The 26,040-nt window shown below is 59.4% G+C and carries 18 protein-coding genes; 11 read left to right on the plus strand and 7 right to left on the minus strand.

Features of this window, described 5'->3' with window-relative positions:
• Positions 1-154: 154 nt before the first annotated feature.
• On the minus strand, positions 155-2,470 hold the full coding sequence (locus BSY17_RS02375; RefSeq protein ID WP_069064184.1) for an arylsulfatase: 2,316 nt from the start codon (positions 2,468-2,470) through the stop codon (positions 155-157).
• A 105-nt stretch (positions 2,471-2,575) separates the two neighbouring features.
• Positions 2,576-5,098: a TonB-dependent receptor gene (locus BSY17_RS02380; protein ID WP_083216984.1), complete on the minus strand. Its 2,523-nt coding sequence runs from the start codon at positions 5,096-5,098 to the stop codon at positions 2,576-2,578.
• A 209-nt stretch (positions 5,099-5,307) separates the two neighbouring features.
• On the opposite strand from BSY17_RS02380, the gene BSY17_RS02385 reads away from it, so the two are divergent.
• The gene (locus BSY17_RS02385; RefSeq protein WP_069064186.1) at positions 5,308-5,955 is read left to right on the plus strand and encodes a TetR/AcrR family transcriptional regulator; all 648 of its coding nucleotides are present in this window, start codon (positions 5,308-5,310) and stop codon (positions 5,953-5,955) included.
• Positions 5,956-6,310: 355 nt separating this feature from the next.
• Here BSY17_RS02385 and BSY17_RS02390 read toward each other — a convergent pair whose 3' ends face one another.
• Positions 6,311-7,231, minus strand: a complete 921-nt coding sequence (locus BSY17_RS02390; protein WP_083216986.1) for a LysR family transcriptional regulator — start codon at positions 7,229-7,231, stop codon at positions 6,311-6,313.
• A 192-nt stretch (positions 7,232-7,423) separates the two neighbouring features.
• On the opposite strand from BSY17_RS02390, the gene BSY17_RS02395 reads away from it, so the two are divergent.
• The 10 genes from BSY17_RS02395 (at position 7,424) to BSY17_RS02440 (ending at position 22,797) form a co-directional block, all read left to right on the plus strand.
• On the plus strand, positions 7,424-9,781 hold the full coding sequence (locus BSY17_RS02395; RefSeq protein ID WP_069064188.1) for a TonB-dependent receptor: 2,358 nt from the start codon (positions 7,424-7,426) through the stop codon (positions 9,779-9,781).
• Positions 9,782-9,870: 89 nt separating this feature from the next.
• Positions 9,871-10,887 carry a sugar phosphate isomerase/epimerase family protein gene (locus BSY17_RS02400; protein ID WP_069064189.1) on the plus strand — a complete coding sequence of 339 codons (1,017 nt, stop codon included), beginning with the start codon at positions 9,871-9,873 and terminating at the stop codon, positions 10,885-10,887.
• Between the two features lie 57 nt (positions 10,888-10,944).
• Positions 10,945-11,334, plus strand: coding sequence for a C-glycoside deglycosidase beta subunit domain-containing protein (locus BSY17_RS02405; RefSeq protein WP_069064190.1), 390 nt, complete (start codon positions 10,945-10,947; stop codon positions 11,332-11,334).
• Positions 11,335-11,343: 9 nt separating this feature from the next.
• On the plus strand, positions 11,344-12,534 hold the full coding sequence (locus BSY17_RS02410; protein WP_069064191.1) for an MFS transporter: 1,191 nt from the start codon (positions 11,344-11,346) through the stop codon (positions 12,532-12,534).
• A 13-nt stretch (positions 12,535-12,547) separates the two neighbouring features.
• Positions 12,548-14,191, plus strand: a complete 1,644-nt coding sequence (locus BSY17_RS02415) for a GMC family oxidoreductase (RefSeq protein ID WP_069064489.1) — start codon at positions 12,548-12,550, stop codon at positions 14,189-14,191.
• Positions 14,192-14,231: 40 nt separating this feature from the next.
• Entirely contained in the window at positions 14,232-15,875 is a 1,644-nt protein-coding gene (locus BSY17_RS02420) for a family 43 glycosylhydrolase (protein WP_069064192.1), read from the plus strand.
• Positions 15,876-15,932: 57 nt separating this feature from the next.
• A complete protein-coding gene (locus BSY17_RS02425; RefSeq protein WP_069064193.1) occupies positions 15,933-17,084 on the plus strand; it encodes a Gfo/Idh/MocA family protein in 1,152 nt (383 codons plus the stop codon).
• A complete protein-coding gene (locus BSY17_RS02430) occupies positions 17,081-18,157 on the plus strand; it encodes a sugar phosphate isomerase/epimerase family protein (RefSeq protein WP_069064194.1) in 1,077 nt (358 codons plus the stop codon). The genes BSY17_RS02425 and BSY17_RS02430 overlap by 4 nt, the downstream gene beginning before the upstream one ends.
• 25 nt (positions 18,158-18,182) lie before the next feature.
• Positions 18,183-19,508: a glycoside hydrolase family 1 protein gene (locus tag BSY17_RS02435; RefSeq protein WP_069064195.1), complete on the plus strand. Its 1,326-nt coding sequence runs from the start codon at positions 18,183-18,185 to the stop codon at positions 19,506-19,508.
• A 40-nt stretch (positions 19,509-19,548) separates the two neighbouring features.
• Positions 19,549-22,797, plus strand: coding sequence for a glycosyl hydrolase (locus tag BSY17_RS02440; RefSeq protein ID WP_069064196.1), 3,249 nt, complete (start codon positions 19,549-19,551; stop codon positions 22,795-22,797).
• 102 nt (positions 22,798-22,899) lie between these two features.
• On the opposite strand, the gene rutA is transcribed toward BSY17_RS02440, so the two are convergent.
• From rutA to rutB, 4 genes are read right to left on the minus strand one after another with little or no spacing between them, the layout of a single operon-like run.
• Positions 22,900-23,973 carry a pyrimidine utilization protein A gene (rutA, locus tag BSY17_RS02445; RefSeq protein ID WP_069064197.1) on the minus strand — a complete coding sequence of 358 codons (1,074 nt, stop codon included), beginning with the start codon at positions 23,971-23,973 and terminating at the stop codon, positions 22,900-22,902.
• A 5-nt stretch (positions 23,974-23,978) separates the two neighbouring features.
• Positions 23,979-24,761: a pyrimidine utilization protein D gene (gene rutD / locus BSY17_RS02450; RefSeq protein ID WP_069064198.1), complete on the minus strand. Its 783-nt coding sequence runs from the start codon at positions 24,759-24,761 to the stop codon at positions 23,979-23,981.
• The gene (gene rutC / locus BSY17_RS02455) at positions 24,754-25,137 is read right to left on the minus strand and encodes a pyrimidine utilization protein C (RefSeq protein WP_069064199.1); all 384 of its coding nucleotides are present in this window, start codon (positions 25,135-25,137) and stop codon (positions 24,754-24,756) included. Before rutC ends, rutD begins: the two co-directional genes overlap by 8 nt.
• Positions 25,137-25,871 carry a pyrimidine utilization protein B gene (rutB, locus tag BSY17_RS02460; protein WP_069064490.1) on the minus strand — a complete coding sequence of 245 codons (735 nt, stop codon included), beginning with the start codon at positions 25,869-25,871 and terminating at the stop codon, positions 25,137-25,139. Before rutB ends, rutC begins: the two co-directional genes overlap by 1 nt.
• Between the last annotated feature and the right edge of the window lie 169 nt (positions 25,872-26,040).

The raw sequence follows: 26,040 nt of genomic DNA on the forward strand, positions 1-26,040 counted from the left end.
TGCCAGATGGCAATAACGTGAATACAATATCGTTTCGCGGAATATCAGAATTCTAGCGTGCGAAGTTGGGTAAATATAATCACGACCTTGCCCTAGACGGTCAAAAATCTCCCTTGAAATCTCTAGATGTTCATCGCCGGAATGGGTTATCATTCTATTTTAGATAGATATCGATTTTCTGTATTGTGCCTGAAAATTCGCTATCAGCGATGCTATAGTCGGCGTTCACCGGGGTGATGGTATCCAAACCGACGTCGAATCCTTCCGTGTGGGATACCCAGCCTCGGATGGTGCGCGCGATACGCCCGCTACCAACCGGCTCGCCACCAACGCTTATGGTAAGCGTGCCGCCTGAGCCCGGCTCTGCCTTGTCGGCTTGGAAAGACGCTGAAATCTTGTGCCGACCAGCGCCAATTGCACGAGCGCTTCGGATGGTGAACTGATCTGACCCCACGGCATTATAATGGAATACAGGGACGCCGCGTTTGAGGTAAAATGCATAGCCACCAAATCGGCCGCCCTGCGTGACCAGAACGCCGTTGGCGTTCGACCCAACATCGACGTCAGCATCGATAGTGAAGGACTTACCTATTATATGCGGCGCGGCATCTTCGTTCAGGCGGCTCAACGGCGCGCGATAGACAAAATGGTTGCGGTTGCCGCCCAATGTTGGCCGACCAGCAGCACCTTCGCTATAGTCATGGATCGGCAGGATGTTGTTGGCTGCCGCTTCCTTCCAGAATAGGTCCTGCAATTCCTTGAGCTTGGCTGGGTTGTTGGTCGCGAGGTCCGTGGCAGTGGTAAAATCCTTGTCGAGATTGAACAATGTCCATTTGCGGCTATCAGGTCCGAGGTTCAGTTTGCGGTCCTGGCCTGCGCCCACTTCCCACGCCAGGCGCTTTGGCAATGTGCCGGCCATCCAGCCGTCATGATATATGCCGAAATTCTCCATCATCTCGAACACCTGCGTGCGTCGGACGGATGGTGAATTAGGCGCGGTGAAGCTGTAGGCCAGGCTGATGCCGTCGATCGGCTGCTGCTTGACCCCTGCCATGGTGTCGGGTGCCTTGATGCCGGTCACTTCCAGTATGGTCGGTGCGATATCGCTGACATGGGCATACTGGGTACGGAACGTGCCCATATCCTTGATCCGCGCAGGCCAGGAAATGACCATGCCGTTGCGCGTGCCACCGGCCTGCGATGCGATCTGCTTCCACCAGGGGAAGGGACTGTTCATTGCCCAGGCCCATGGTGCCGGAAAATGGTTGTAGACGTTCGGCCCGCCAAAGTCGTCATAGTGTGAGGCAAGCTCGGCGAAGCTCTCCTTGCGGCCAGTGATGCTGGACTGTTCGAAGGCAAGGCCGTTTAGGCCTCCTTCCGCGCTTGATCCATTATCGCCCTCGATGAAGATCACCATCGTATTGTCCAGTTGTCCTCTATCCCGAAGATTCTGGATAACGCGCCCTGTTTGGTAATCGGAATAGGCGACCGTGGCAGCAAATGCCTCCATCAACCGGGCTGCGACCTTCTTGTGCGCGGCATCCAGCGAGTCCCACGCCGGAAGAGAATCCGGGCGGGGTGAGAGAACGGAATCTATCGGAATCAAGCCCATGGCCTTTTGGCGCTCGAAGCTCTCCTCGCGCACCTTGTCCCACCCCTTGTCAAACTGGCCCCTGAACTTTTCCAGCCATTCCTTGGGCGCGTGGTGCGGGGTGTGGGCGGCACCTGGGGCGTAATAGAGGAAGAAGGGCTTGTCGGGCGCACTGACATGTTGCGCCTGAAGCCAGTCGATCGCATGCGTGGCAATATCCTTTTCGAAATGATAATCGGGATCATCAGGTTGATCGACCGGCTTTTCATTTTCGACGAGGTTGGGATTCCACAAGGAGGCATCTGCCGACAGGAAGCCGTAGAAATATTCAAATCCAAGGCCTGTTGGCCAGCGGTCAAAGGGGCCGGCCGGGCTCATTTCCCACTCTGGCGTGATGTGGCCTTTGCCCAACATGGCCGTATTATAACCGCCTGCCTTCAATATCTGTGCGATCGTTGCGGCCGTCTTGGGAATGACGCTGGTATATCCCTCATAGCCTGTAGGGATATTGGCGACGTTGCCCATATTGACATTGTGCGGATTCCGCCCGGTCAGCAACGATGCGCGGGTGGGCGAACATAGCGCCGTCGTGTTAAAACGGCTGTAACGCAGGCCTTGCCGCGCCAAAGCGTCGAACGTCGGGGTTGGCACCGGGCCGCCAAAGGCACTGCTGACGCCGTAGCCGACATCATCGGTCATGATGACCAACACATTGGGCGCGCCTTTGGGGGCGGCGGGCGCGGACGGCCAACGCGGGGGGTGGGTTGTCTCGACGGTTTTGCCAACAGGCCCCTTCGTCGCTTGCCCCGCCACCGGCGCAGCACAAGCGAGAGCGGAAGTGGCGAGCAAGCTGGTCCACAGGCGCGACGATCGGATCATGATGACATCCTTTCTGATACTCGCCTCTTCCCCTTCAAAAGGGGAGGGTTCCGGTTTGTGCCGCAATGCCGGTCGGAACCCTCCAGGGGAGAGCGGGATAATGGGTCAGTAGCGAAACGTGATCTGTGCCTGCACGGTTCGCGGCAGGCTGGCAAAACCGGTCTGGTCGGCCAGCACGCCGGCATTGGTGCCCGTGCCCGACCCGCTGTTGGGCGTGTCGTTGCCGCCAATCACATAAAAGCGATTGGTCAGATTTTTGCCGATGAGCTGGAACTGCACATGTTCGTCCGCGGTGGTGAACGAAATCGTGCCATCCAGCGATATGTAGCGTTGTTGCCGCGTGAACGGATTGCCGAAGGCGGTCGCGATATAACTGCCGCTGTAGCGGGCATCCAGGCCCAGGGCGAGCTTGGCGCCGCTTTGCAACTGCGTTTCGTAGGATGCGCCCAGATTGCCGGTCCAGTCAGGTGCGTTGGCGGTCGGCTGACCTTTGAGATTCTGACGGTTGGCAACCGTGTCGGTCGCGGGGTTGAACGGGCGTGTGCTATCTGTGGCGGCCACATAGACCAGGTTGCACCCCTGTCCACGGGTCTGCCCCGCCCAGCATGGCGTGCCAGGCGCATCGCCGTAGCGGGCACGGTTGTAATTCACGCTGCCATGAAGGTCGAACCCGTCCAGCGCGCGCGGTGCTACCTGGAATTCAAACTCTATGCCCTTCGTCCGGGCCGACCCGGCATTGATGGTGGTGAAGGCAAAAATGTCGGAGCGGAAGAAATCGAGCTGCAGGTTACTATATTTATAGTTGTAGGCGGTCAGGTTGAGGCGCAATTGGCGGTCGAGCCAAGTCGTCTTGATGCCTGCTTCAAAGCCTTTGGCATCCTCAGGATCGAATTCGAAATCCTGCAGCCCCGCGTTTGGACTGTAAATGCCCGAATTGGAAAATCCGCCGGATTTATAAGCGGTTTTATAGGCACCATAGAGGGTGATGTCGTCAGTAGGCTTGTACGTCACCGTGGCTTCGGGCGACCAATCCTCGAAATCCTGATTGGACCGCAAGGTTACGCCAGGCAGGAAGATGCCCTGCGCGACCCGGATCGGGTGGGCATAGGGCTGAAGGAAATAGCTGTCCTTGCTTTCCGCTGTGTAACGCACCCCAGCACCAATCTCGACTTTGTCGACCGGCCGCACCACAAGCTGGCCGAAGACCGCAAAAGTCTTGCCCTTGGTCTGCGAATCCTTGGAATTGGCGAGATAGCGGCGAAAGCCGGGTGTCGCGGCACTGTTCTCAAGCCCGCCTGATGCCGTCCACGCATCATAATCGCGCATGGTCGATTGGTAATAGCCGCCAACCATCGCGTCCAACAGGCCGCCGAAACTGGTCTGCGCGCGCACTTCCTGCGAAAAGGCGTGCCAGCTCGTATCTTCGGTAGCAAAGACCCCCGGCGCACCCGCGCGGGATACGCTGTCAGCGTCAAATTGGAACGTGTTGCGGTTCCAATTATAGTTGGTGACGGACGAGACGGTCAGGTCATCCATGGACCAGGTCAGGCCCAGATTCACCGCCCAGGATTTATACTGGTTGCCTTGCTGGCCGTTGGCGTTGGAAAAAGGCAGACTGGCAGCAATGTCCGTCGGCGTGCGGTTCGCGGACGACGCGAAGCGACGATCACAGGCAATTGCCGGATTGCTGGCCAGCGCCCCGGTCGGGCAATAATAGACGACCGAACCGGCGCTGGGATTATTATTCTCGTTGATTCCATAATTGGCCTTGAGCAAGGCTGTGAAAGTCTCGCTCGGTTCCCATTTGAGCGTGCCGCGAATATACGCTTCCTTGGCGCGCCCGTCACCGGCGGGATCGGAGACATGGATCGTGGTGGGACCGGGAACAGCCATGGATGTGCGGTCGATCGTGGGATAGGGCTGCGCCGTCCCAACCTGCCTGTAATAGCCATCAAATTGTTTGGACGCGCGCGCGGCAACCCGGATGCCAAGCGTCTCGCTCAGCGGACTGGACACGATCGCTTCGCCATAGACCTGCTGGGCGGTAAATTCGTAGCCAGCGCGCGCAATGATTTCCAGCTCATCACCAGGATCGGCGGTGGTAATGGAGACCGCGCCCGCGGTCGCATTCTTACCGAAGAACAGCGCTTGTGGACCTTTTAGAATTTCCATGCGACCAAGATCGAAAAAGCCCTCGTTGATCGTGCGGCCCTGTCCATAATAGGCCCCATCCACGATCACGGCGACCGATTGTTCCAGCCCGATCGACGTGGTGTTCGATCCAATGCCGCGTAGCACCAGCGTCGCGCCAGAGCCGGATGGCGTTCGCCCGATGGAAAAGGACGGCGTCTGTGCCGCGACCCGTTCCAACGAACTTAAGTCATATTGCTGCATCCGCTCCGCGCTGATCGCGACGACCGAGACCGGCACGTCCTGTGTCGTTTCCTGCCGCTTGCGAGCGGTAACGATGATGTCGCCGATGCCGCCCTGCTGAGCCTGTTCGGCCTGTGCCTGCTCGGCCCGCGCCGCCGGGGAATAGGAGATGCTTGCCGCCGAAGTCGCCGTCAGCAGCGCCAAACGGATCATAGTGCGATGACGAGAGGGGACGCCCCAACCATGTTGCTTCATGTCATCTTCTCCCAATTTTTTTGTCGGTAACGTCCTTCATGGCGTCCCTGATTAAAACATATGCGTTAATGTAAATAACGCACCTGTTTTAATTGCTAGGCTGTTGGTGCCTTCGGCCCTGCTATCGCAAAAACTGCAAATGCACAGGAGACGGGACTGTTCTGATATCCGGGCTGGAAATCCTCCGCGGCTCATGTACGGAACGCAAAGTGATCGCACCGCCCCAACAATTCGCCGATGAAACCAAGCGTCGGATCATCGCAGCGGCCGAATCGCTTTATGCGCGGCGCTCGATCGAGAGCGTATCCTTCCGCGAAATTGCCCAAACAGCAGGCAATCGGAATACGAACGCAGTGCAATATCATTTCGGCGACCGCGAAACGCTCGTACAGGCGATCTTTGCGTGGCGGGTGTGGCAGATGGAAGGTCCGCGCGGTACTGCCCTTGCGCAAGTCGAGAAGAGCGGCCAGCCGTTGGATATTCTCACCCTCATGCGCATGATTTGCGAGCCTGTCCTCGACTTGACCGATGATGAAGGCCGTCACAGCTACGCTGCGTTCATGAGCAAATATCTGCTACGGCACCGACCAGCCGGGGTGCTTCATCCTGGGGATATGCGTCCCGACCTCAATCCCAATTTGCGACTGATCCTGGACCGGATCAATAGCTTGGTGGCGGCAGAAGACTTGCATTTGGGGGATTACCGCATCGGCCTATCTTATCTCATGGTACTGAACATGATCGTACTCTCCGACAATGAAGGCCTGCATAAGCGTGATCCTCAACAATTTCGCCAACGCTTCGAAACCGCACTCAGCATGGCCGTCGCGGCGCTAGAGAGCAGCTATGCCCAATAAGCTTTTGCGAGTTCGACTGTGGAACGGCTCGGAAACGGGGCTTGTGTCAACCTTCAGACAAGTCCTTCAAAAACGAAAAATACTGCGCCGGGAGATCTGAATCGGTGCCGATTTCAGGCGTAGCAATATCTCTTATTCTCAAATAATATCAGACGGATGCCCCTATACAGGTGAGATCTCGTTTCCGAGTTGATCCACACTGTGCGAGCGCTTTTAAAGGATCAGCTGAACGGCTTGGTCATCAATGCTGGGGACGTTGCTGATCGTCCGGGTGCAGTGGCCAATCCGGCCCCTTTTGACAGAACCGGGCGGTCATTGCATCGCATGGAAACGCCAGCTCTGGTCGGCTTGGATCTTAACCATTATCGTCAATCTCCGCGACGGTATCGCGCAATTGATTACGCAGCCAAGCCAGACCGCTGTCTTGTTTCCGCATTTGATGAAACATCATCACGTCCATCATATTTGGCATCGAGACAGGAACATTCCAGACAGCCAAAGGCAGGTTCCGCGCAGCGGCCTTGACGAGGCGGCTATTCAGAATCGCAATGAGATTCGTTCCGACCAGGCTAGGCGGTATGCAGCTGAAATTTGGCGCTACCAACGCGATACGCCCTGCGCCGCCGTAGAGGGAAAGCTGTTGTTCGGACAATATGCTGGCCAGCCTCACGCGGTCGAATTTGACGATCGCCTGCGGCAGAGACAGGATCGTTTCCAGCGTTGGTTGGACTTGCAGCGCTTGATTGCCGCGCCAGCCGACCAGGACCAGTTCGTTGGCCACGAGGGGTTCGATGACATATTCGGGGTCGGAATAGATGCTTGGGGTCAGGACAAGATCAAGTTCGCCCTTGTGCAACAAGGGCGATGGGTCGCCGATAGGCGGACGCACCTCCAACACCAAATGAGGCGCACGGTCGGACAGGCGGCGCGTCAAGGCGGGCAGGATGACGGGCACCAGATGATCGGGCATTTCGATCGTGAAGCGACGCGTGGACGTTGCGGCAATGAACGACCGTTCGATCTCGACGACGCCGGTGATTCGCAGGATCGCTTCCCGCAACGGCTGACGCATCGATTCCGCCAAGGCCGTCGGCATCATCCGACGCCCCGTCACAATCAACAGCTCATCATCGAAATGGTGTCGCAGGCGGGCGAGCGCCGCGCTCATCGCGGACTGACCGACATGCATGCGTTCCGCCGCGCGTGTAACATTCAGCTCTTCAAGCAAAATATCAAGTGCAACCAATAGGTTAAGATCCAGTCCCTTCAGTCGCACGACCGTTTCTCCAAATCATCTCATTTGTTGATACCTAGGCATTAAAACAAACAATTTTTCAGATGTCAAAGTCGGTGGCATTACAGCTTCGCGACAACGGTTGGTTTCACGCCGCTTCGCACAAAAGAACAACAATGCAGGCTGCCATGTCCCCGCGACATCGGATCGCTCTGCTTTCGGGAAGGATGCGAAATGCACAAGCTGATATTCATGCTGTTCCTAGGCACGGCCACGCCTGCACTGGCCCAGGCCAATTCGGCACCAAGCAGGGCCGCGGACACATCGACGCGGGACGGCACCACCAACTTTGCCGAAACCGACATCGTCGTCACAGCCCAGCGTCGCGCCGAACGGCTGCAGGATGTTCCAGTCAGCGTAACCGCCGTGACCGCCGAGGGACTGGAAGCGCGTGGCATCAGCAATTTGAGCCAGCTCAGCCAGGCAGCACCCAGCCTGCAGGTCAGCGGCGAAAATAATTTCACCGTCCGCGGCGTCGGCACGCTGGCCTTCCAGCAGGGGCTGGAGTCGAGCGTCGCGATCGCACAGGATGAAGTCAATCTTGTCAGCTCGATCCTGGGCGGAGCCGTCGGGACATTTTACGATGTCGCACAGGTCGAAGTGTTGAGCGGCCCGCAGGGGTTGTTGTTCGGCAAGAACGCATCGGCCGGGTTGTTGAATATCGTCACCCGCCGCCCTGAATTGGGCAAGCTGGGCGGACAAGTGCAGGTCGAGGGCGTTCACCGCCCGACCAGCCCCAATAACGGATCGGGATTCATCGGCCAGGGCACGATCAACGTGCCGATCGGCGAAAAGTCCGCCCTGCGTGTCAACGCCGTCTATTCTACCCAAGACCCTGTGGTAAAGTTTGTGGGCAGCGGAACGGGTGATTTCGGCCAGACCCAATATGGCGTGCGGGCCAAATATCTTGTCGAATTCAGTGATGTCGCGTCGCTCTACATCATCGGCGACTATAATGAAGAACATGGCATAGCCACCTACTTCGATCGGCCCTATGCCAACCTGGCGCCCAACGCTCGACCAATTGCCCCGCTTCAGGCCATCGGCATCGTGCCAGGTTTCGACACTCTGCTCATCGGCGGTGGGGGCGATTTCTATCGCGATGTGAAGCGCGGGGGCATTCAGGCCAAATTTTCCTATGAACTGGCATCGGGCATCGAGATCAGCAACATCGCAGCATGGAAAGCTGCAAGTCGCCGGCAAAATTTTGATACGGACTATACCAACGTCAATGGCCTGGACATCAACCGTTCCAATACGAAATATGACCAGTTTACGAACGAACTTCGCGTAGCTTTGCCCGCGACCGATCGCTTCACCGGGCAATTTGGGCTCTTCTACTATCAGGCCAAGACGAAATTTGATCTCGCACTGGCTGGTTTCAATTTCGTACCAGTACCGGCCCTACCCAACTTCCCCTTCTGTGTGGGAGCCACAAATATCGGCACTGGGCCGGGCCAGTGCCGTCGCAGCAACACGGCTTTTCTTGGACAGGATGGAAAGTTCAACCTGGACAGCAAAAGCTATGCCGCATTCGGCCAGTTCACTTACGAGGTCGTGGATAATCTGAAGCTGATTGCAGGTGGGCGCGTCACCCATGACCGGTTGCAAGCCGACCTGGCCCAGCATCAGGGGCAGTATTTCGTGACGCTCGGCGTCCCGTTGATTACGTCCGACAAGGTATCCAATACCAATTTCAGCTATCGCATCGGGGCCCAATATAATTTCACGCCCGACATCATGCTTTATGGCACATTCGGTCGCGGCTATAAGGGGCCAGGCCTGTCGCAGAATGTCCCGCGCGTCGGCGTATCCCCGGTCGTTGATCCAGAAATCAACAACAATATCGAAGTGGGTCTGAAGTCGACCCTGCTCGATCGCAAACTCATCCTGAACCTGGCGGCGTTCCGGTCGAAATTCAAGAATCTGCAGGTATCGTCGTTCAGCCCGGAACTGGGCTCCACCATCGTCCAGAATGCGGCGTCGGCAAAAAGCCAGGGCATCGAACTGTCCGTCAATGCGCGGCCACAGCGTGGCTTGACCTTCAATCTGGCGGCTACGGTGCTGGACTCCAAATTCCAGGATTTCCCCGGCACCGAATGCTATATCGGTCAGCCCGATGCATCGTGCAATGTGCCGACCGGTCGGCAGTTCAACGCCGGTGGTCTGCGCACACCAGCGTCGTCCAAATTGGTGGCTACGGCGCAGGCGCAATATGAATGGGCCGTCAGTGGATCGCTCAACGCCTTTGTCGAAGGCAATATCCTGCACCGCTCTTCGCAATGGTTCACGATCAATCAGGCGCCTGGCACCCGGCTTGGCGGGTTTGAAACATTGGGCGCAAGCATCGGCCTGCAAAGCTCTGGCGGTTGGCGCGCGTCCCTCTTCTGCCGCAACTGTTCCGACAAGTTCGTGCCGTCCAGCCTGAGCATCGATCCGGGCGAAGCGAATAATGGTCGGCTGGGGACAGCGTTCCTGACCAACTTCAATTCCGTGCGCCAGATCGGCGTCAATTTCGGCTTCGACTTCTGATCCACCCCCTGGCGGTCCGTCACTGTGCCGGACCGCCAGCCAGCACTGCATAGCAGTCCCCTGTTGCGCCCATTGGAGCCTGATTACCGATGACATCCACCATCAAACGCGGCGTCAGCCTGTATAGTTTTCAGGAGGAAATGTTCCTGGGGCAGATGAGCGTGGACGATTGCGTGGCGTTCGCCGCGTCGATCGGCGCGAAGGGTATCGAGATACTGCCTGAACAGAATATCCCGAATTTTCCCGACATATCCGACCGTGACATTGCACAATGGCAGGAGATGATGGCGCGCCATGGCACGCACCTGACCTGCTATGACATGTTCCTCGATACCAAGGTCCGTAAGGACCGGTTGATGAGCGATGACGAACAGGTAGCGTCGATCCGCCGCGACCTGATACTCTGCAACAGGTTCGGCATCCGCAACATGCGGGTATTGGTATTCGTGCGCCCGGACATATTGGAGCGTTGCGTTCCCTATGCCGAAGAACTGGACGTGCATATGGGGGTGGAGGTGCATGCGCCCTGGCATATGGAACATGCCTGGATATTGCGCACCGTGGAAGTCGCCGACCGTTTGGGCACGAAGCATCTTGGCCTCCTGCCCGATATGGGCATTTTCATGAAAAATTACCCGCCCGTGTTCCGCGACCGCTTCATCCGCCAAGGGGCGAGGCCCGATGTGGTGCAGTTCATTCTGGACCAGCACGCACAAAAGATCATGGCGGAATATACCATCTATGAAGTCGCCGTGAAGATGAAGGGCAATAAGGCGGAAGTCGCCATGGCCGAAACCCTGCGCCATCATCCCTATGCAAACCCCCGTCGTATCCGCGATTTCATTCCCTATTTCCGTCACATCCAGGCGAAATTCTATGAAATGGACGCCGATTGCACCGACCCGACCCATGCCTATGAAGAGGTGATCTACGAGCTGGTGGCAGGCGGCTGGGACGGCTATCTGTCGAGTGAATATGAGGGCAATCGCTGGGTTCAGGATGTCCAGCCGGTGGACAGCCGCGAACAGGTCCGGCGTCAGCATGTCATGTTCGATCGGCTTATCGCCAAGGCGCAAGCGCGTATCGCGGCGCAACCCGCCGGGTGATGGCCTGCTTCCTGCATGCTGCTGGCTATCGCCGCATATTGAAAGGCAATTGACGCAATGTTCGACAAATATATCCTGGTGGACGGCAGCCTGCGCGAGACGGCAGACGGCTTCGCCTTCGATGCCATGCTGGGCTATTATCGCGGGCTTGGATTGTCCATGATCGAAGATCTGGTGGTCAGCATCGATGGCGATCCCGTTTCCCGTGACGCCATTTCCTTCGATGAAGGCAAGGGGCCGATCACGCTCGATGATATGGAGCAGGCCTATGACCGGCGCTGGCCCTTCGGCAACAAGGCGACGATCGCGGTCAAACGACCGGAAGCGCTTGGTGCAGGCGATCACCAGTTGTCGCTCAAGGAGGTACTGCGGATTTCCTACCTTCCTTTCCCGTTGGTGGCAGAGGATAGCAAAATGCTGACCCTAGCCCCGACGGCAGCAGCATAGGGGGTGGTCATGGTCGCGACGTTCGAGCAAGCCAGGCCGCTGCGCCACCCCACGGCCAAGGGGGTAACGCTGGTCTTTGCACAGATATTGCCTGTCATGGCGATCGTCGCGCTTTTTCCAGCCATCCCCAAGCTGTTTGCCCATTTCGGGGGATTGCCCCATGCCGGCCTGCTGGTGCCGATGATCGTCACGATCCCGTCGCTCTGCGCAGCGCTATTCGCCCCGGCGGCCGGATGGATCGCCGACCGCTTTGGGCGGCGTCCTGCCTTTATCGGCGGCATCGCCCTGTATATCGTGGCGGGGTTGACGCCGCTGGTGGTGGACGATCTGATCCTCATCGTCGCCAGTCGAGCGGTGCTGGGCCTGGCCGACGCCTTTGCCATCACGATTTCCAGTGCGCTCATCGGCGATTATTTCGGTGATCAGCGTTATCGCTGGGTCGCCTGGACCGGGGCAGCGACATCGATCGCAGGGACGGCGCTCATCGCATCGGGGGGTATGCTTGCCGACATCAGCTGGCGCGGCCCCTTTGCCATCTATGTGCTGGCGGTCCCGTTGCTGCTGATGGCCATCGCCTTCATCGATGAACCGGTGTCCAGCGGTAGCGGCCGCCAGGCAGGAAATTCATCTCGCTTCCCTTGGGCGGCGGCCTTTTCCATCGGTTCGATCACCTTGATCGCGTCGATCATCTACTATGTCGAACCGCTGAACATCGCGACCATATTGGCGGATCGCGGCGCAGGATCATCGACCAATGTCGGACTGATCCAGGCGGCTACCAGCCTTGCCTATATTGCGGGCGCATTCCTGTACCGGCGATTGCATGTCCGCACCATCGGCACATTGCTGGGTATCGCCGGCGGACTGATCGGCGTGGGCATGATCATCATCGGCCTGACCACCAGCTATTGGGGCGCCGTGGCCGGTGCGACGGTCCAGCAACTGGGCGGCGGCATGGTCATTCCAGCGCTCCTCGCCTGGGGACAGGCTCGGCTGCCGTTCGATCAGCGTGGTCGCGGCATGGGAATATGGGCGACGTCCTTCTTCGCAGGCGCGTTCCTCTGCCCGCCTATCCTTTCCGCCGTTGCCGGGGCCGCGGGCGGCCTTGCGCCTGCGATCCTGGTGATGGGCATGATCGCCCTGATCTTTGCCGCGCTCATTCGCTTTTCCATGGGGCGCCGCCATGACACCGCCGCTTGAAAAGAGCTTCTGCATGACCTCTGCCGATACCGAATTTGACTATATCATTGTTGGGGCAGGCTCGTCCGGCTGCGTGCTGGCGGATCGGATGAGTGCCGACGGCAAGAGCCGCGTGCTGCTGATCGAGGCGGGCGGCCGCAATGAGACCGAACTGGTGAACATGCCGCGCGCGTTCATGAAGATGTTCGGCAATCCCACCCATTTCTGGCATTTCCCGGTCAAGGCCCAGGCAGGCCGACCACAGGGCGAGGTCTGGCCCTATGGTCGCGGGCTGGGTGGGTCCAGTTCCACCAACGGCACCTGGTATCTGCGCGGCATGCCCGCCGATTTCGACGGCTGGGCAGCGGCGGGTCATGGCGAGTGGCGCTGGAGTGAAATCGAACGCTGCTATCGGGCGATGGAAAGCTATCGCAACCCAGGCAGCCATCCCTCGCGTGGCAAAGGCGGCCCGCTGCAGATCACCCAGCTACCCTATCGGTCCCTAGCCATCGCCGCGACCGTGGAGGCGGGCGTGGAAATGGGCCTGCCCCGGCTGGACGACATCAATACCCCCGGCACGGTCGGAATCGGCTATACGCAGGCGACGGTAAGCCGCCGGGGACGCCGGGCATCGAGTTATCAGGCATTCCTGAAGCCCGCGATGAAGCGGCCCAATCTGGTCGTGTTGACGGACACAGTTGTGGAAAAGGTGGAGATCATAGACAAGCGCGCGACCGGCGTGCGTGTCCGCGCCGATAGCGGCGTGCAGAGCTTCGCCGCCCGCCGCGAAGTGATCCTGAGCGCGGGGGCAGTGCAAAGTCCCAAATTATTGCAGCTGTCGGGCGTCGGCCCTGCCGACATACTGAACCGCGCGGGCGTGCCGGTGCTGCACGATCTTCCGGCTGTCGGCCGCAACCTGGCCGATCATGCGATGTTTTCGATCTCCTATCGGCTGCACAATGACCCCGGCGCCAATCGCGAATTTTCCGGCTGGCGTTTGATGTCGCACGTCGCGCGCTATTATCTGACGCGCAGGGGGCTGATGGCCTACACCTCGCCGGAAGTCACCGCGCTCCTGTCGATGCGGTCGCCGACCGACTGGCCGGACGTGCAATTTGGCATCGGCCCATTTTCGATGCGATCATCCGAGGAGATGAAGGCCGATCCGGGGCGTGGCGCGTTGGAGGATAAGCCGGGCATCACCGTGAACGCCATTGCCCTGCGCCCCAAAAGCCGGGGCAGCATAGCGATCCGGTCGGGTGATGTCGCCGATATGATCGACATCGACGCCAACTGGTGGGGCGATCCGGCCGACAAGGCCTTCATGATCGACATGGTGCGTCTGGTCCGCCGATATATGGCGCAGCCTGCGCTCAAACGCTTCGTCGGCGATGAAGTGGTGCCGGGCGCGTCCGTGGAAACGGATGATCAGATTGGTGCGGCGCTCGAATGGCTGACCAGCCCCGGCATTCATGCGACCGGCACCTGCCGAATGGGGCCAGCGCAGGACAGCGTGGTCGACAGTCGGCTGCGGGTGCATGGCATCGCTGCTTTGCGGGTCGTGGATTGTTCGGTCATGCCTGTGCCGCCCGCAGGAAACACCAATGGTCCGGCCATGGTCATCGGGTGGCGCGCTGCTGAACTCATCGCACAGGACGCCAGCGACGAGCGAGCCTGAAACTGCCAATGATGAAAACTGTCAGTCGAGAGGAAGCATCATGAAGACCCGCCGGGACGCCATGAAGTTCGCCATCGCAGGCACCGCGTCAATGCCAGCGATCCTCGGCTCTAAGGCATTGGCGGGACCTCCTGCACAAAAGGAAGATGACCCGTGTCGCATAGATGCACCGCAATGGACCGACGGTATCGAAGGGCAGCGCAAGGCAGATCAAGGTAACGGCTTCTATCTCAACCCAGTCCTCGCCGGGGACTATCCCGACCCGTCCGTGCTGAAGGACGGGGAGGATTACTACATGACCCATTCCTCCTTCGAAGCCTCGCCGGGCCTGTTGATCTGGCATTCGCGCGATCTGGTGAACTGGTCGCCGGTGGGACCGGCCCTGCGTAAGCCGCTGGGGACGGTGTTCGCACCAGACCTGGTCAAGCATGGGGACCGCTTTTTCATCTACATCCCCTTCATGCGGGCACCTTGGTCGATTGGGCTAGCGAGCTTCGCCAACATCTATGTCATTCACGCTACGTCGATCGACGGCCCATGGAGCGATCCGATCGACCTGGGCATCGGGGGACTGATCGATCCGGGCCATGTTGTTGGCGAGGATGGGCAGCGCTATCTGTTTCTGAGTGCCGGCACGCGGGTGCGCCTGACTGCCGATGGCCTGCAAACCGATGGCGCGGTCGAAACCGTCTATGCAGGCTGGCGCTACCCCGACGATTGGATCACAGAGGCCTATGCGCTCGAAGGCCCCAAGCTGTTCCGGCGCGGTGATTATTTCTATCTGGTGAGCGCTGTCGGCGGGACCGGCGGCCCTGCCACGGGACATATGATCATCGCATCGCGATCCCGTTCGATCCATGGTCCTTGGGAACATTGCCCCCACAATCCGATCCAACGCACGCGCAGCGACGAAGAAATGTGGTGGTCGCGGGGGCATGCAACCTGTGTGGAAGGGACCGATGGGCGCTGGCACATGATGTATCATGGGTTCGAAAATGGTTATCGCTCGCTTGGTCGCCAGACGTTGCTTGAACCGATCGAATGGACAGCCGATGGCTGGTTCCGGGCGACGGGCGGCGACCTGTCCAGGCCGCTGCCAAAGCCTTCAGGACGCGCCGTCACCCATGGTCTTGCGCGATCAGACGATTTCGCCCGGACAAGTCTGGGCACAAGATGGAACCTGCATGGCAGTGCCCCCGCCGAAGCGGGGCGCGTTTCGGCCCACGATGGCTGGCTGGCCCTGTCTGGCAAAGGAACGGGCCCGCAGGATTGCTCTCCTCTCGTCCAGCAAGTGGGCGATCGGGCCTATGACGTTAGCGTGGAACTGGAACTGGTCGGTGCAGCGACAGGTGGCCTGCTCCTGTTCTTCAACGATCGGCTGTTCCTGGGCATGGGTATCGACGGGCAGAAAATGGTCACTTATCGGGGCGGAAAGCCAAGCTATTGGGCCGAGCCTGCACCGTCCCTGCGCCGTTTGTTTCTCAGGATCGTCAACGATCATCAGATCGTAACATTCTACTACAGCACGGACGGAACGGCATGGACTCGCCACGGGGTCCGCAACGAAGTGTCAGGCTATAATTCCAATACGATCGACGATTTGCTCAGCCTGCGTCCCGCTCTGTTTGCAGCAGGGGAAGGATCGGTACGGTTCCGGCGCTTTGTCCATAAGGCGTTGGCCTAAGGTTCCAATGATAATGGCATCGCGTCCATCTCACCCTTATTTCGAGGCTCTCGCGTCATGGTAGAACCCGTTCGTTATGCGATGATCGGCGGTGGCGAAGGGGCGTTTATCGGCCCGGTCCACCGCACCGCGGCCGCGATCGCTGGCAATTGCCAGCTCGTGGCGGGCGCATTGAGCAGCGATGCGGAACGGGCGCGTCGATCCGGCGAGAGGGCCGGGATTGCGCCGGATCGCAGCTATGGCAGCTATGCCGAACTCATCGCCCGCGAACGCGCTTTGCCTGCCCAAATGCGCGCTCAGTTCATCGCAATCGTGACGCCCAATCACGTCCATGCGCCCGCCGCCATCGCGGCGCTAGAGGGAGGCTTTGCCGTGCTGGTGGACAAGCCACTGACGGACACCATGGCGGCCGCGCTTGATTTTCAGGCGGTCGCGCAACGGACAGGCGGCTTGGTCGGCGTCACGCACACCTATATCGGCTATCCGATGGTGCGGCAGGCGCGGGCGCTCGTCGCGCAAGGCGGGCTAGGCCAGGTACGGCGCGTCGCGGTTCGTTACACGCAAGGATGGCTGGCCACGGCGCAGGACGCGGCAGGCAAGCAGGCGCAATGGCGGGTCGATCCGGCCCGATCCGGCCTGGCGGGAGCGTTCGGCGACATCGGCACCCATGCTTTCAACCTGGTCGAATTCATCACCGGCGAGCCGATGACGCGGATCGCTGCCGACATCCGGGCTGCTGTCCCCGGACGTATGCTGGACGATGATGGGGCTGCGATGTTCCATCTGGCAGGTGGCGGACGCGGCACGTTGATCGCCAGCCAGATTTGCACCGGCGATGCCAATGGGCTTGAAATATCTCTATGGTGTGAGGAGGCCGGGCTGCACTGGCACCAGGAGCAGCCCGATAGGCTAAGGGTTGTCCGGCGTTCGGGTCCAGAGGAGATCTGGCGCGCGGGGACTGATGGCGCGTGGCTCGATCCGTCTGCCCTAACGGCGGTCAGACTGCCCGCTGGCCATCCCGAAGGCTATCTGGAGGCATTTGCCAACATCTATCATGACTTTGCCGAAGCGGTCGCCGGACGTGTGCCTGCCCATCCGGCCTATGCCAGCCTGGCCGACGGCATTGCCGGGATGCGGTTCATCCAAGCCGCACATGACAGCAGCGCCCAGAATAGTGGCTGGGTTGATCTGGTTGGAGAAGCACGATGAAGGGCCCCGCTATCTTCCTGGCGCAATTTGCTGGTGACGCTGTACCGTTCGACAATCTCGACGCCATAGCCCGCTGGGCGGCGGCGCTGGGCTATAAGGGCATCCAGATACCCAGCTGGGACGGCCGTTTGTTCGATCTCGCGCGCGCGGCGGAAAGTCAGGATTATTGCGACGAAGTGATCGGCGTGTGCAGGCAGGCCGGCGTTGAGATCACGGAACTCTCCACCCATCTTCAGGGGCAATTGATCGCCGTGCATCCGGCCTATGATGTCCAGTTCGATGGCTTTGCCGCAGCGCATGTCCGGGACAATCCGGCGGCGCGGACGCAATGGGCGATCGACCAGTTGACGCTGGCGGCGCGCGCCAGCCGTCGCCTTGGCCTCATCGCCCATGCCACCTTTTCCGGGGCGCTGCTGTGGCAGACCGTCTATCCCTGGCCGCAGCGTCCCGCCGGTCTCGTCGCGGAAGGGTTTGCGGAACTGGCCCGGCGCTGGCGACCATTGCTGGATATATTCGACGAAAATGGCATCGACATTGCTTATGAACTGCATCCGGGCGAGGATCTGCACGACGGTCTTACGTTCGATCGCTTTCTGGACGCCGTCGACCATCATCCGCGCGCCAATATCCTCTACGATCCCAGCCATTTTCTGTTGCAACAGCTCGACTATCTCGCCTTCATCGACATCTATCATGCGCGCATAAAATGCTTCCACGTCAAGGATGCGGAATTTCGCCCGAATGGCCGCGCGGGGGTCTATGGCGGCTATGCCGACTGGGTCGATCGGCCAGGACGCTTTCGTTCCCTGGGCGATGGCCAGATCGACTTCAAGGCGATCTTCTCGAAATTCACCCAATATGGCTATGACGGCTGGGCCGTGCTGGAATGGGAATGCGCGCTCAAGCATCCCGCGCAAGGTGCTGCCGAAGGTGCCCCCTTCATTGCGGCACACATGATCCGCAAGACCGATCATGCCTTTGACGATTTCGCGGGCGCAGCAGCCGACACGGCGACGAACCGCCGGATGCTGGGCCTCGATGATGGGCGCTCAAACGGCGTCCACCACCCATAATATTAAACAAGAAGAGGAATTCGCCATGATGGATCGACGTCAATTTGCGGCAGGACTGGCCATTGCAGGCGGCGCGCTGCTGACGAACCCTGCACTGGGCAAAGTAGCGCCGGGTCGGGCCTTTCCCAAAGACTTCCTGTGGGGTGCAGCTACCGCTGCCTATCAGGTAGAGGGCAATAATCTCAATTCGGATTTGTGGCTGGTCGAAGCCGCGCCCAACACCCATTATGCCGAAAAGGTCGGCGATGCGGCCAACAGCTTTGAACTCTGGCCGGTCGATCTGGATCTGGCCAAAGCCATGGGCTTGAACACATATCGGTTCAGCCTGGAATGGGCGCGCATCGAGCCGCGCGCTGGTGAGTTTTCCATCGCCATGCTCGACCACTATAAGCGGATGATCGAAGGCTGTCATGCCCGCGGGATCAAGCCCTTCGTGACGTTCAATCATTTTACCACACCGGCCTGGTTCGCTCTGCGCGGTGGGTGGAGTCAGTCCGACGCGCCGGACCTTTTCGCGCGCTATTGCAAAACCGCCGCGACGCATCTGGCGGACGGGATCAGCTTTGCCACGACCCTGAACGAGCCGAATCTGGCGGGGCAGTTGGCCAGCGTGCTGCCGCAGGCCGTCGCCAAGTGGCTGCTACCGGCAGACAAGGCGGTCTGCGAAGCGATCGCCAAGGCCAATGGCGTGCCGCTATTCCTGGCGGGCAATAATATCTGGTATCCTGACCCGGCAGCGGTGCAGACGCATTTGCTCAAAGGCCATGCCTTGGGGCGGGCCGCCATCAAATCGGTACGCGGTGATCTGCCCGTGGGCGTCAGCCTGGCCATGATCGACGATCAGGCCGTGGGGCGCAACAGCATGCGCGACGAGGTCCGCGAACGTCTTTACGGCCCATGGCTGCGGGCGGCGCGTCAGGATGATTTCGTCGGCGTCCAGAATTACGAACGCGCTCTTTGGGATGCGAAGGGCCGTGTCGAACCGCCTGCTGGTGGCGATCGGAACGGGGCTGGCACCGAAGTCTATCCAGCATCCTTGGCAGGGGCTGTTCGCTACACCCATTCGGTGGCGAAGGTGCCGGTTATCGTGACAGAGCATGGCGTGAATACGCCGGACGACACCATCCGCCAGCGCCTTATTCCCGCGGCATTGCGGGAATTGCATAAGGTCATCGCAGAGGGCGTCCCTGTCTCCGGCTATCTTCACTGGTCGTTGATCGACAATTTCGAATGGGGGTTTGGCTATAAAGCACAATTCGGTTTGCACAGCCTGGACCGCCGAACATTCAAACGGACGCCCAAACCGAGCGCAGATGTGCTGAGCGCTATCGCTCGAAACAACGCTCTTTAGCAGGCGGGTCTGAACGGTGGCGATATGTAAAGAAAAACTGATGCATCGACTTTCGTTGCTGGCGATTCTGCTGATCGCGGGCGCCACTTCGATGCCCGCATCAGCAGATCCTTCGTTGGAAGATCAATTTCGCAATCCGCCGCAGACTGCCCGACCCCAGGTCTGGTGGCACTGGATGAACGGCAATATCGATGCTGAGGAGGCTGTCGCCGATATCGATTGGATGGCTGACCAGGGCATTGGTGGCATTCATATGTTCGAAGGCGGTCTGGGTGCGCCAAAGCAGATTGGCGTGTTGAAGCCATGGATGTCCCCCGCATGGCAGGAGGCCATGCGGAAGAGCGTCCATCGGGCGCATTCCAGAGGCATGGATTTTAGCATTGCCACATCGCCGGGGTGGAGTTCGACCGGAGCACCTTTCGTCCAGCCAGCCGATGCCATGAAGAAACTGGTGTGGTCGGAAACGGCCGTCCGTCGGGATCGCGGAAAAGTGTCTATCCGTCTGCCCCGTCCGCCTGCGGTAGAAGGTGCCTATCAGGATGTTGGGAGAGGGGACGACGCTGGTGCGGGCTACTATCGCGATGTGGCTGTCATCGCTTTCCCAGGACATCGGACGATATTGAAGCCAGATGCCATATCCTCGTCCAGTGCAGTTACGACAGCACAACTGACCGACGGCCGCTTTGCTACGCCGCAGCGCCTGCTGCCGGACGCAAACGGGACGGGTTGGATCATATGGCGCTTCGATCGGCCGCAGGTCGTTCGGAGCTTCCGTATCGGGATGGCCGGTGTCGGCGGATTCGGCGCGCCGCCGCCTCCAGTGGCTAAGCTGGAAATCAGCGATGATGGTGTGACATATCGCCATGTCGCGACCTTGGCCGCGTCAAAATCGCCGGTCAGGACGGCCAGTTTCCCTGCGGTCAGCGGACGATTTTTTAGAATCGCGATCGCAACCGACGCACAGGGTGGCAACACGACGCTAAGCTATGCTCCAGGGGCCATCCCTTTGTCATTCACCCCCCAGACGCCGGGATATCTCGTTTCGGAACTGCAACTATCCCCAGATGGCTTGATTCAGAATGCCGAGGAAAAGGCAGGCTTTGCCGCGGTGCCTGACTATTACGCTCTTGCCACGCATACTGATGGGCCGACTATTGATCCCACCAGCATAATCGACCTTACCCAAAATATGGGACCGGATGGGACGCTCGACTGGATGCCGCCGAAACATGGCATCTGGACGGTCCTTCGCTTTGGCATGTCCTTGACGGGCCATCGGAACGGACCGGCACCTGAAGAAGCCACGGGCCTGGAGGTTGATAAATTATCCGCCGACCGCGTCGGTGCTTATATTGATCGCTATCTCGCCGATCAGCGCGCAGGTCTTAACGGGACTATCGGCTTGAACGGTCTTTTGAGCGATAGCATCGAGGCTGGCGCGCAAAATTGGACAGATGACATGCCATCCCAATTTTACAGCCGCATGGGCTACCCGCTGGACCGATGGTATCCGGCACTGGCGGGCTATATTGTTGGGAAACCGGCGCAATCAGACGCATTCCTATATGATTTTCGCCAAACAATTTCCGACCTGCTGACCGAGGCGCATTATGGCACGCTGGCGACACATGCCAAAGCGGCCGGGCTGACTTATTATGCCGAGGCGCTGGAGGATAATCGGCCGCAACTGGGCAACGACCTGGCTATTCGCGCGAAGGCGGACATACCTGCTGGCGCGATGTGGTGGTTTGATCCATCGACCGGTCCAAAGCCGACATTTGTCGCCGATGTGAAGGGCGCGGCGTCAGTCGCTCATATTTTGGGCAAGCCCTATACCGCGGTCGAGGCACTTACCGTCTTTGGCAGGCCATGGGGCCTGTCTCCGGCAGAAATGCGTCCGGCGGCTGACCTGGCTTTCCTGATGGGCGGCAATCGCCTGATGCTTCATAGTTCCGTGCATCAGGCGACAGGTTCCAACCTGCATTCCGGTTCGTTTCCGGGAATGACGATGGCCCCGTTGCTCGGCCATTATTTCAATCGCAACGAAGCCTGGGGTGACATGGCCAAGGGTTGGATCGACTATCTGGCCCGCACCCAGTTCCTGCTCCAACAGGGGCTTCCGCAGGCTGGGTTCGCCTGGTTTGTTGGTGAGGAAGCGCCGGTCACCGGGCTATTCGGCGGCAAGGAACCGGAGGGCGTTCCGTTCGGCCTCGACTATGATTTTGTCGATGCGACATTGTTGGCGTCGGGATTGAGGGTTCAAGATGGCAAACTTACCAATCGCTCCGATAACAGCTACCAGTTTCTGTTTCTGGGCGGCAGTAGCGTGCGCCTGACTTTAAAAACTTTGAATCGACTCTTGGCCTTAGCCAAACAGGGCGTTGCCATTGCGGGTGTACGGCCTGTCGATTCACCAAGCCTAGCGGATGATCCAACGGCGGTCGCAAAGGCTATCTCATCATTATGGTCACTCCCCAATGTCGTTGAAGCCAGCACGCCCGAGGCAGCAGCAAAATTGCTGCACGTGGCCCCGGACTGGCGCTTTACTGGCCAGGGGCTTTCCGTGCGGCACCGTGTTTTGCCCGACGGCGACATCTATTTCCTGGTCAATCGCGGTTCTACGCCCGTGGAAGGAGATTTTCTGTTCCCTGCAAAGGCTGGGGCGACATGGTGGGACGCTGTCGATGGATCGCAGGTCGATGCCGGAGCCAAGGCCGGTGCCGTTCGGGTCGCGCTCGCGCCCTATCAGAGCCGCTTTCTGATCGCGCGAGACTTGGGCGAGGCAAAGGCTGTGGCCCCGGTCGACCCTGTATCCGTTGCGACCGCCGATGAACATTGGGATATCTCATTGGGAACGCCTGGGCTTGCGACTGATGAACGGCGTGCTTTTTCGCTGGGTTGGCTCAATGAACAATCTGATCCCAGGATTCGCACTTTTTCGGGTAAGGCGACCTATACCGGCGCCATTCGACTAAGAAAGCCGTCCTGCGCCAAGCCTGTTTTCTGGCTTGATATAGGCGCGATGGCCGATGTGGCGAGGGTCACAGTTAACGGTATCGAGGCCGGTATTATATGGACGCAACCGCACAGATTGAACGCGACATCCCTGATAAAAGCCGGACGCAATGTACTGGAGATCGAAGTGACAAACCTCTGGGTCAACCGGCTAATCGGCAAGGCGCATCTAAACCAGTCATCGGCAATCGACAAGATGTACAGGCCAGACGCTCCACTTCGACCAGCTGGTCTCAAAGGTCCGGTCCGCCTTCTCATGCGATGCCAAACTTAAAGGAAACACAATGATGTCGCAGTGGCGACGCCCCGCATATTATCCTACAATACGGCGTCGTCAAAGCATGGCGACCACCGAGTTCTATTTGAAAAAGACCGCTCATAGTTGTGATATGCTGGATCGGCTCTTCATAAGCGGCTGTATGCGTGTTCCGAACGCTTCCACGCCTTCTAAGAAATCATCGAAGGTCAGCAGCACACCACCGGTGTTCGGCACCTGGGCCATGTCGTCGAGCATGCGCGCCACGCTTTCGTAGCTGCCGACCAGTGTGCCCATGTTGATGTTCACGGCCCCTTGCGGCGCGGCGAGCTGACGGACGTTGGTGTCGGTGTTGACCGTGTCCCTGGCGCCCTGATCGGCCAGCCATGCGATCGCTTCAAGATCGACGCCGTCACTATAGCGCCGCCACTTGGCCATGGCTTCCTCGTCTGTCTCAGCGGCGATCACCATGACCAGGACGAAGACCGAGACGTCGCGCCCCGTCTTCGCGGTGAACGTCGACAGCCGGTCGTTATTGGAAGCAAAAGCGGTCGGCGTGTTGACGCCCTTGCCAAGGCAGAAGGCATAGTCCGCCCACTTGGCCGAGAAGGCTAGTCCCGCATCGGACGAGCCCGCGCAGATAATCTTCATGTCCGCTTGCGGTTGGGGCCTCACGAGGCAGTCTTCCATCTGATAATATTGGCCCTTGAAGTCCGAGCGGCCTGTCTCCCACAACGCGCGCAATATGCGGGCATATTCATCGAGTACGTCGTAGCGATTGCGAAAATGTTCGTCGCCTGGCCAGAGGCCCATCTGGGTATATTCGGGCGGCTGCCAGCCGGTGATCAGATTGAGCCCGAAACGGCCATGACTAATGCTGTCGATGGTATTGGCCATGCGTGCGGCGAAGGCGGGCGGAATGATCAGCGTGGGGCAGGTGGCAAAGATCTTGATCTTCTCGGTCACCGCAGCGAGGCCCGCCATCAGCGTGAAGCTTTCCAGGCCATATTCCCAAAACTGCGTCTTGCCCCCGAAGCCGCGCAGTTTGATCATCGATAGCAGGAAATCGAGCCCGTATTTTTCGGCGCGCAGGGCGATCTCCTTGTTGAGATCGAAGCTCGGCAAATATTGCGGGGCGTTCTCGCTGATGAGCCACCCATTATTGTTGATGGGAATGAAAACGCCGACCTGCATGGACTTCAACTCCTGAGGAACGCGAGAACGACGCGGTTGAAATTTTCGGAATCGGTCACGTTGCAGGCATGACCACCCCAGTCAAACGTGGCGGTGCGGGCATGCGTAACCGGCGCGGCGAGATCGAGCGCGGTAGCATAGGGCACGAGGAAGTCGTCACGGGTGGCAATGACGAGCAGATTTTCCAGCGCCGCCAGCACCCCCGGGTCGGGCGCATAGGCCTGCACGGCGGCGATGCGCCTGGTCGTCGTCTCGACGCCCGGCAAGGCCGCGAGATGGTGGTCTATGTCCGCATTCAGCTCTTCGTCGTGATCGGCGATCCAGTCGGGCGGATAGAGGAACAACGGCTGCGCTTCGAGAAAAGCCCGCTCGCCAGCGCCATGCAGCAGTGCGAGGCGGGCGGCGAAACAGCGCCGCGTATGGGGCGAGAGCGAGCGCCATCCGTTGACGACAACCAGCCGGTCGATCCGTCCTGTGCGGATGGCGGTTTCGACGCCGATGGCCCCGCCCAGCGCATGCCCGATGCAATGGGCGCGCACGATGCCGAGGGCATCCATCAGCGCGATCATGTCGTTTGCCATGTCCTCGACCGATAGGGCGTCGGCAAGCGCGCGGTCGCTGCGGCCGGTGCCGCGATGGTCATAGGCAATGACGCGGAAATGCGCAGCCAGCGCCGGCAGGTTGGGCGCCCAGTAGGTCGCTAAGCCGCCAAGGCCGCTCGACAATATCAGCGGCGGCGCATCCGCGCGCCCGTGCATCTCATAGTGAAGCCCGGCCGCCTTAGCCAAGATGAGCGACCGAGGCGATCTCGACCAGGCAGTCGGGCTTTACCAGTTCGCACCTGATGCAGTAGCGGGCAGGTTTGTCGCCCGGAAAATATTCGGCATAGACCGCATTCAAGGCGGCATAGTCCTTAAGGTCGGTGAGGAAGATGTGGTTCATGGCGATGTCGGCCATCGTGCCGCCTGCAGCCTCGATCGTGGTTTTGATGACGTCGAGCACATGACGCGTCTGCGCGGCAGCATCGCCGATATGCAGCACTGCGCCGCCCTCTCCCAGCGCCAGTACGCCCGAGACGTACACCGCGTTGCCGGCCCTCGCTCCGGCCGAATAAGGAGCTATCGGGGTCGGGAATTGCGGCGGATTGATGGGTTCAAAAGGCATCAGGAGTCCTTTGGAGGCAGTTGGCCAACAGCGGTCGTGAAGTCGGCGACGTTACTCACCCAGCCGAAGAATGTCTCGACATTGTAAAGGCTGGCGTCGCGGATGAAGTCTGGCCCCAGATGATGCACGGCGTCCTCCAGCAGCACGCCGAAATATTCAAGGTGGAAGCCGTCCCGCAGGGTCGATTCGACACAGACATTGGTGGCGATGCCGGTGAAAATCAGCGTGCGGATGCCGCGTGCCCGCAGCACGGAATCGAGCTGCGAGTTGAAGAAGGCGGAATAGCGCGGCTTGTGCACGCGCAGGTCGCCCTCCTGCACATGCAAGCCATCCACAAGGTCATAGTCCCATCCTCCGCGCGCAAGGAATTTGCCGGTAAGCTCCGGTCGCGCGCGCATGGTCTTGAGCGCATTGGATTTGTACCAGTTTGGCGAGAGAGGCGTACCTGCCTCGACATAGTCCGGATCCCAGCCATTCTGCAGGAACACAACCGTCATACCGGCTGCGCGCGCCATATCGACGACTTCGGCAATCTTTGGAATCACGCCGCCCGCCTGGCCGATATCGAATCCAGCTTCGTCCACATAGCCGCCTTCACTGACATAGGCGTTCTGCATATCCACGACGATCACCGCCGTCGTCGCGGCATCGAGCCGGATTGCTTCAGGGCGCGCCGACAAGACCACAGAGAGGCCGGAACGAGAAGGGGCTGGATCGATAATGATGTCGTTCACCAGTGCAGGATCAAGCAAATCTATCCGGTGGTCAAGCAGAGTGCGCCCATTTGCTCGACCCAAACAAAATGCCTATTGCGAACCATTCATCGCCCTGGCGACCAACGCTGACCGACGGCTCTTGGGAGCTAAAAATCGGTTGCTGAGCGTCTTGGAAAGACCAGCTTTC

Source organism: Sphingobium sp. RAC03 (assembly GCF_001713415.1).
Classification (GTDB): domain Bacteria; phylum Pseudomonadota; class Alphaproteobacteria; order Sphingomonadales; family Sphingomonadaceae; genus Sphingobium.

Bases quoted from the DNA above. Each gene is read 5' to 3' on its own strand.
- BSY17_RS02425 (WP_069064193.1), top strand. From the start codon at position 15,933: ATGGTAGAACCCGTTCGTTATGCGATGATCGGCGGTGGCGAAGGGGCG.
- rutA (WP_069064197.1), bottom strand. From the start codon at position 23,973: ATGCAGGTCGGCGTTTTCATTCCCATCAACAATAATGGGTGGCTCATC.
- rutC (WP_069064199.1), bottom strand. From the start codon at position 25,137: ATGCCTTTTGAACCCATCAATCCGCCGCAATTCCCGACCCCGATAGCT.
- BSY17_RS02415 (WP_069064489.1), top strand. From the start codon at position 12,548: ATGACCTCTGCCGATACCGAATTTGACTATATCATTGTTGGGGCAGGC.
- BSY17_RS02395 (WP_069064188.1), top strand. From the start codon at position 7,424: ATGCACAAGCTGATATTCATGCTGTTCCTAGGCACGGCCACGCCTGCA.
- BSY17_RS02420 (WP_069064192.1), top strand. From the start codon at position 14,232: ATGAAGACCCGCCGGGACGCCATGAAGTTCGCCATCGCAGGCACCGCG.
- BSY17_RS02380 (WP_083216984.1), bottom strand. From the start codon at position 5,098: ATGAAGCAACATGGTTGGGGCGTCCCCTCTCGTCATCGCACTATGATC.
- BSY17_RS02435 (WP_069064195.1), top strand. From the start codon at position 18,183: ATGATGGATCGACGTCAATTTGCGGCAGGACTGGCCATTGCAGGCGGC.
- BSY17_RS02440 (WP_069064196.1), top strand. From the start codon at position 19,549: ATGCATCGACTTTCGTTGCTGGCGATTCTGCTGATCGCGGGCGCCACT.
- BSY17_RS02430 (WP_069064194.1), top strand. From the start codon at position 17,081: ATGAAGGGCCCCGCTATCTTCCTGGCGCAATTTGCTGGTGACGCTGTA.
- BSY17_RS02410 (WP_069064191.1), top strand. From the start codon at position 11,344: ATGGTCGCGACGTTCGAGCAAGCCAGGCCGCTGCGCCACCCCACGGCC.
- BSY17_RS02375 (WP_069064184.1), bottom strand. From the start codon at position 2,470: ATGATCCGATCGTCGCGCCTGTGGACCAGCTTGCTCGCCACTTCCGCT.
- BSY17_RS02400 (WP_069064189.1), top strand. From the start codon at position 9,871: ATGACATCCACCATCAAACGCGGCGTCAGCCTGTATAGTTTTCAGGAG.
- BSY17_RS02405 (WP_069064190.1), top strand. From the start codon at position 10,945: ATGTTCGACAAATATATCCTGGTGGACGGCAGCCTGCGCGAGACGGCA.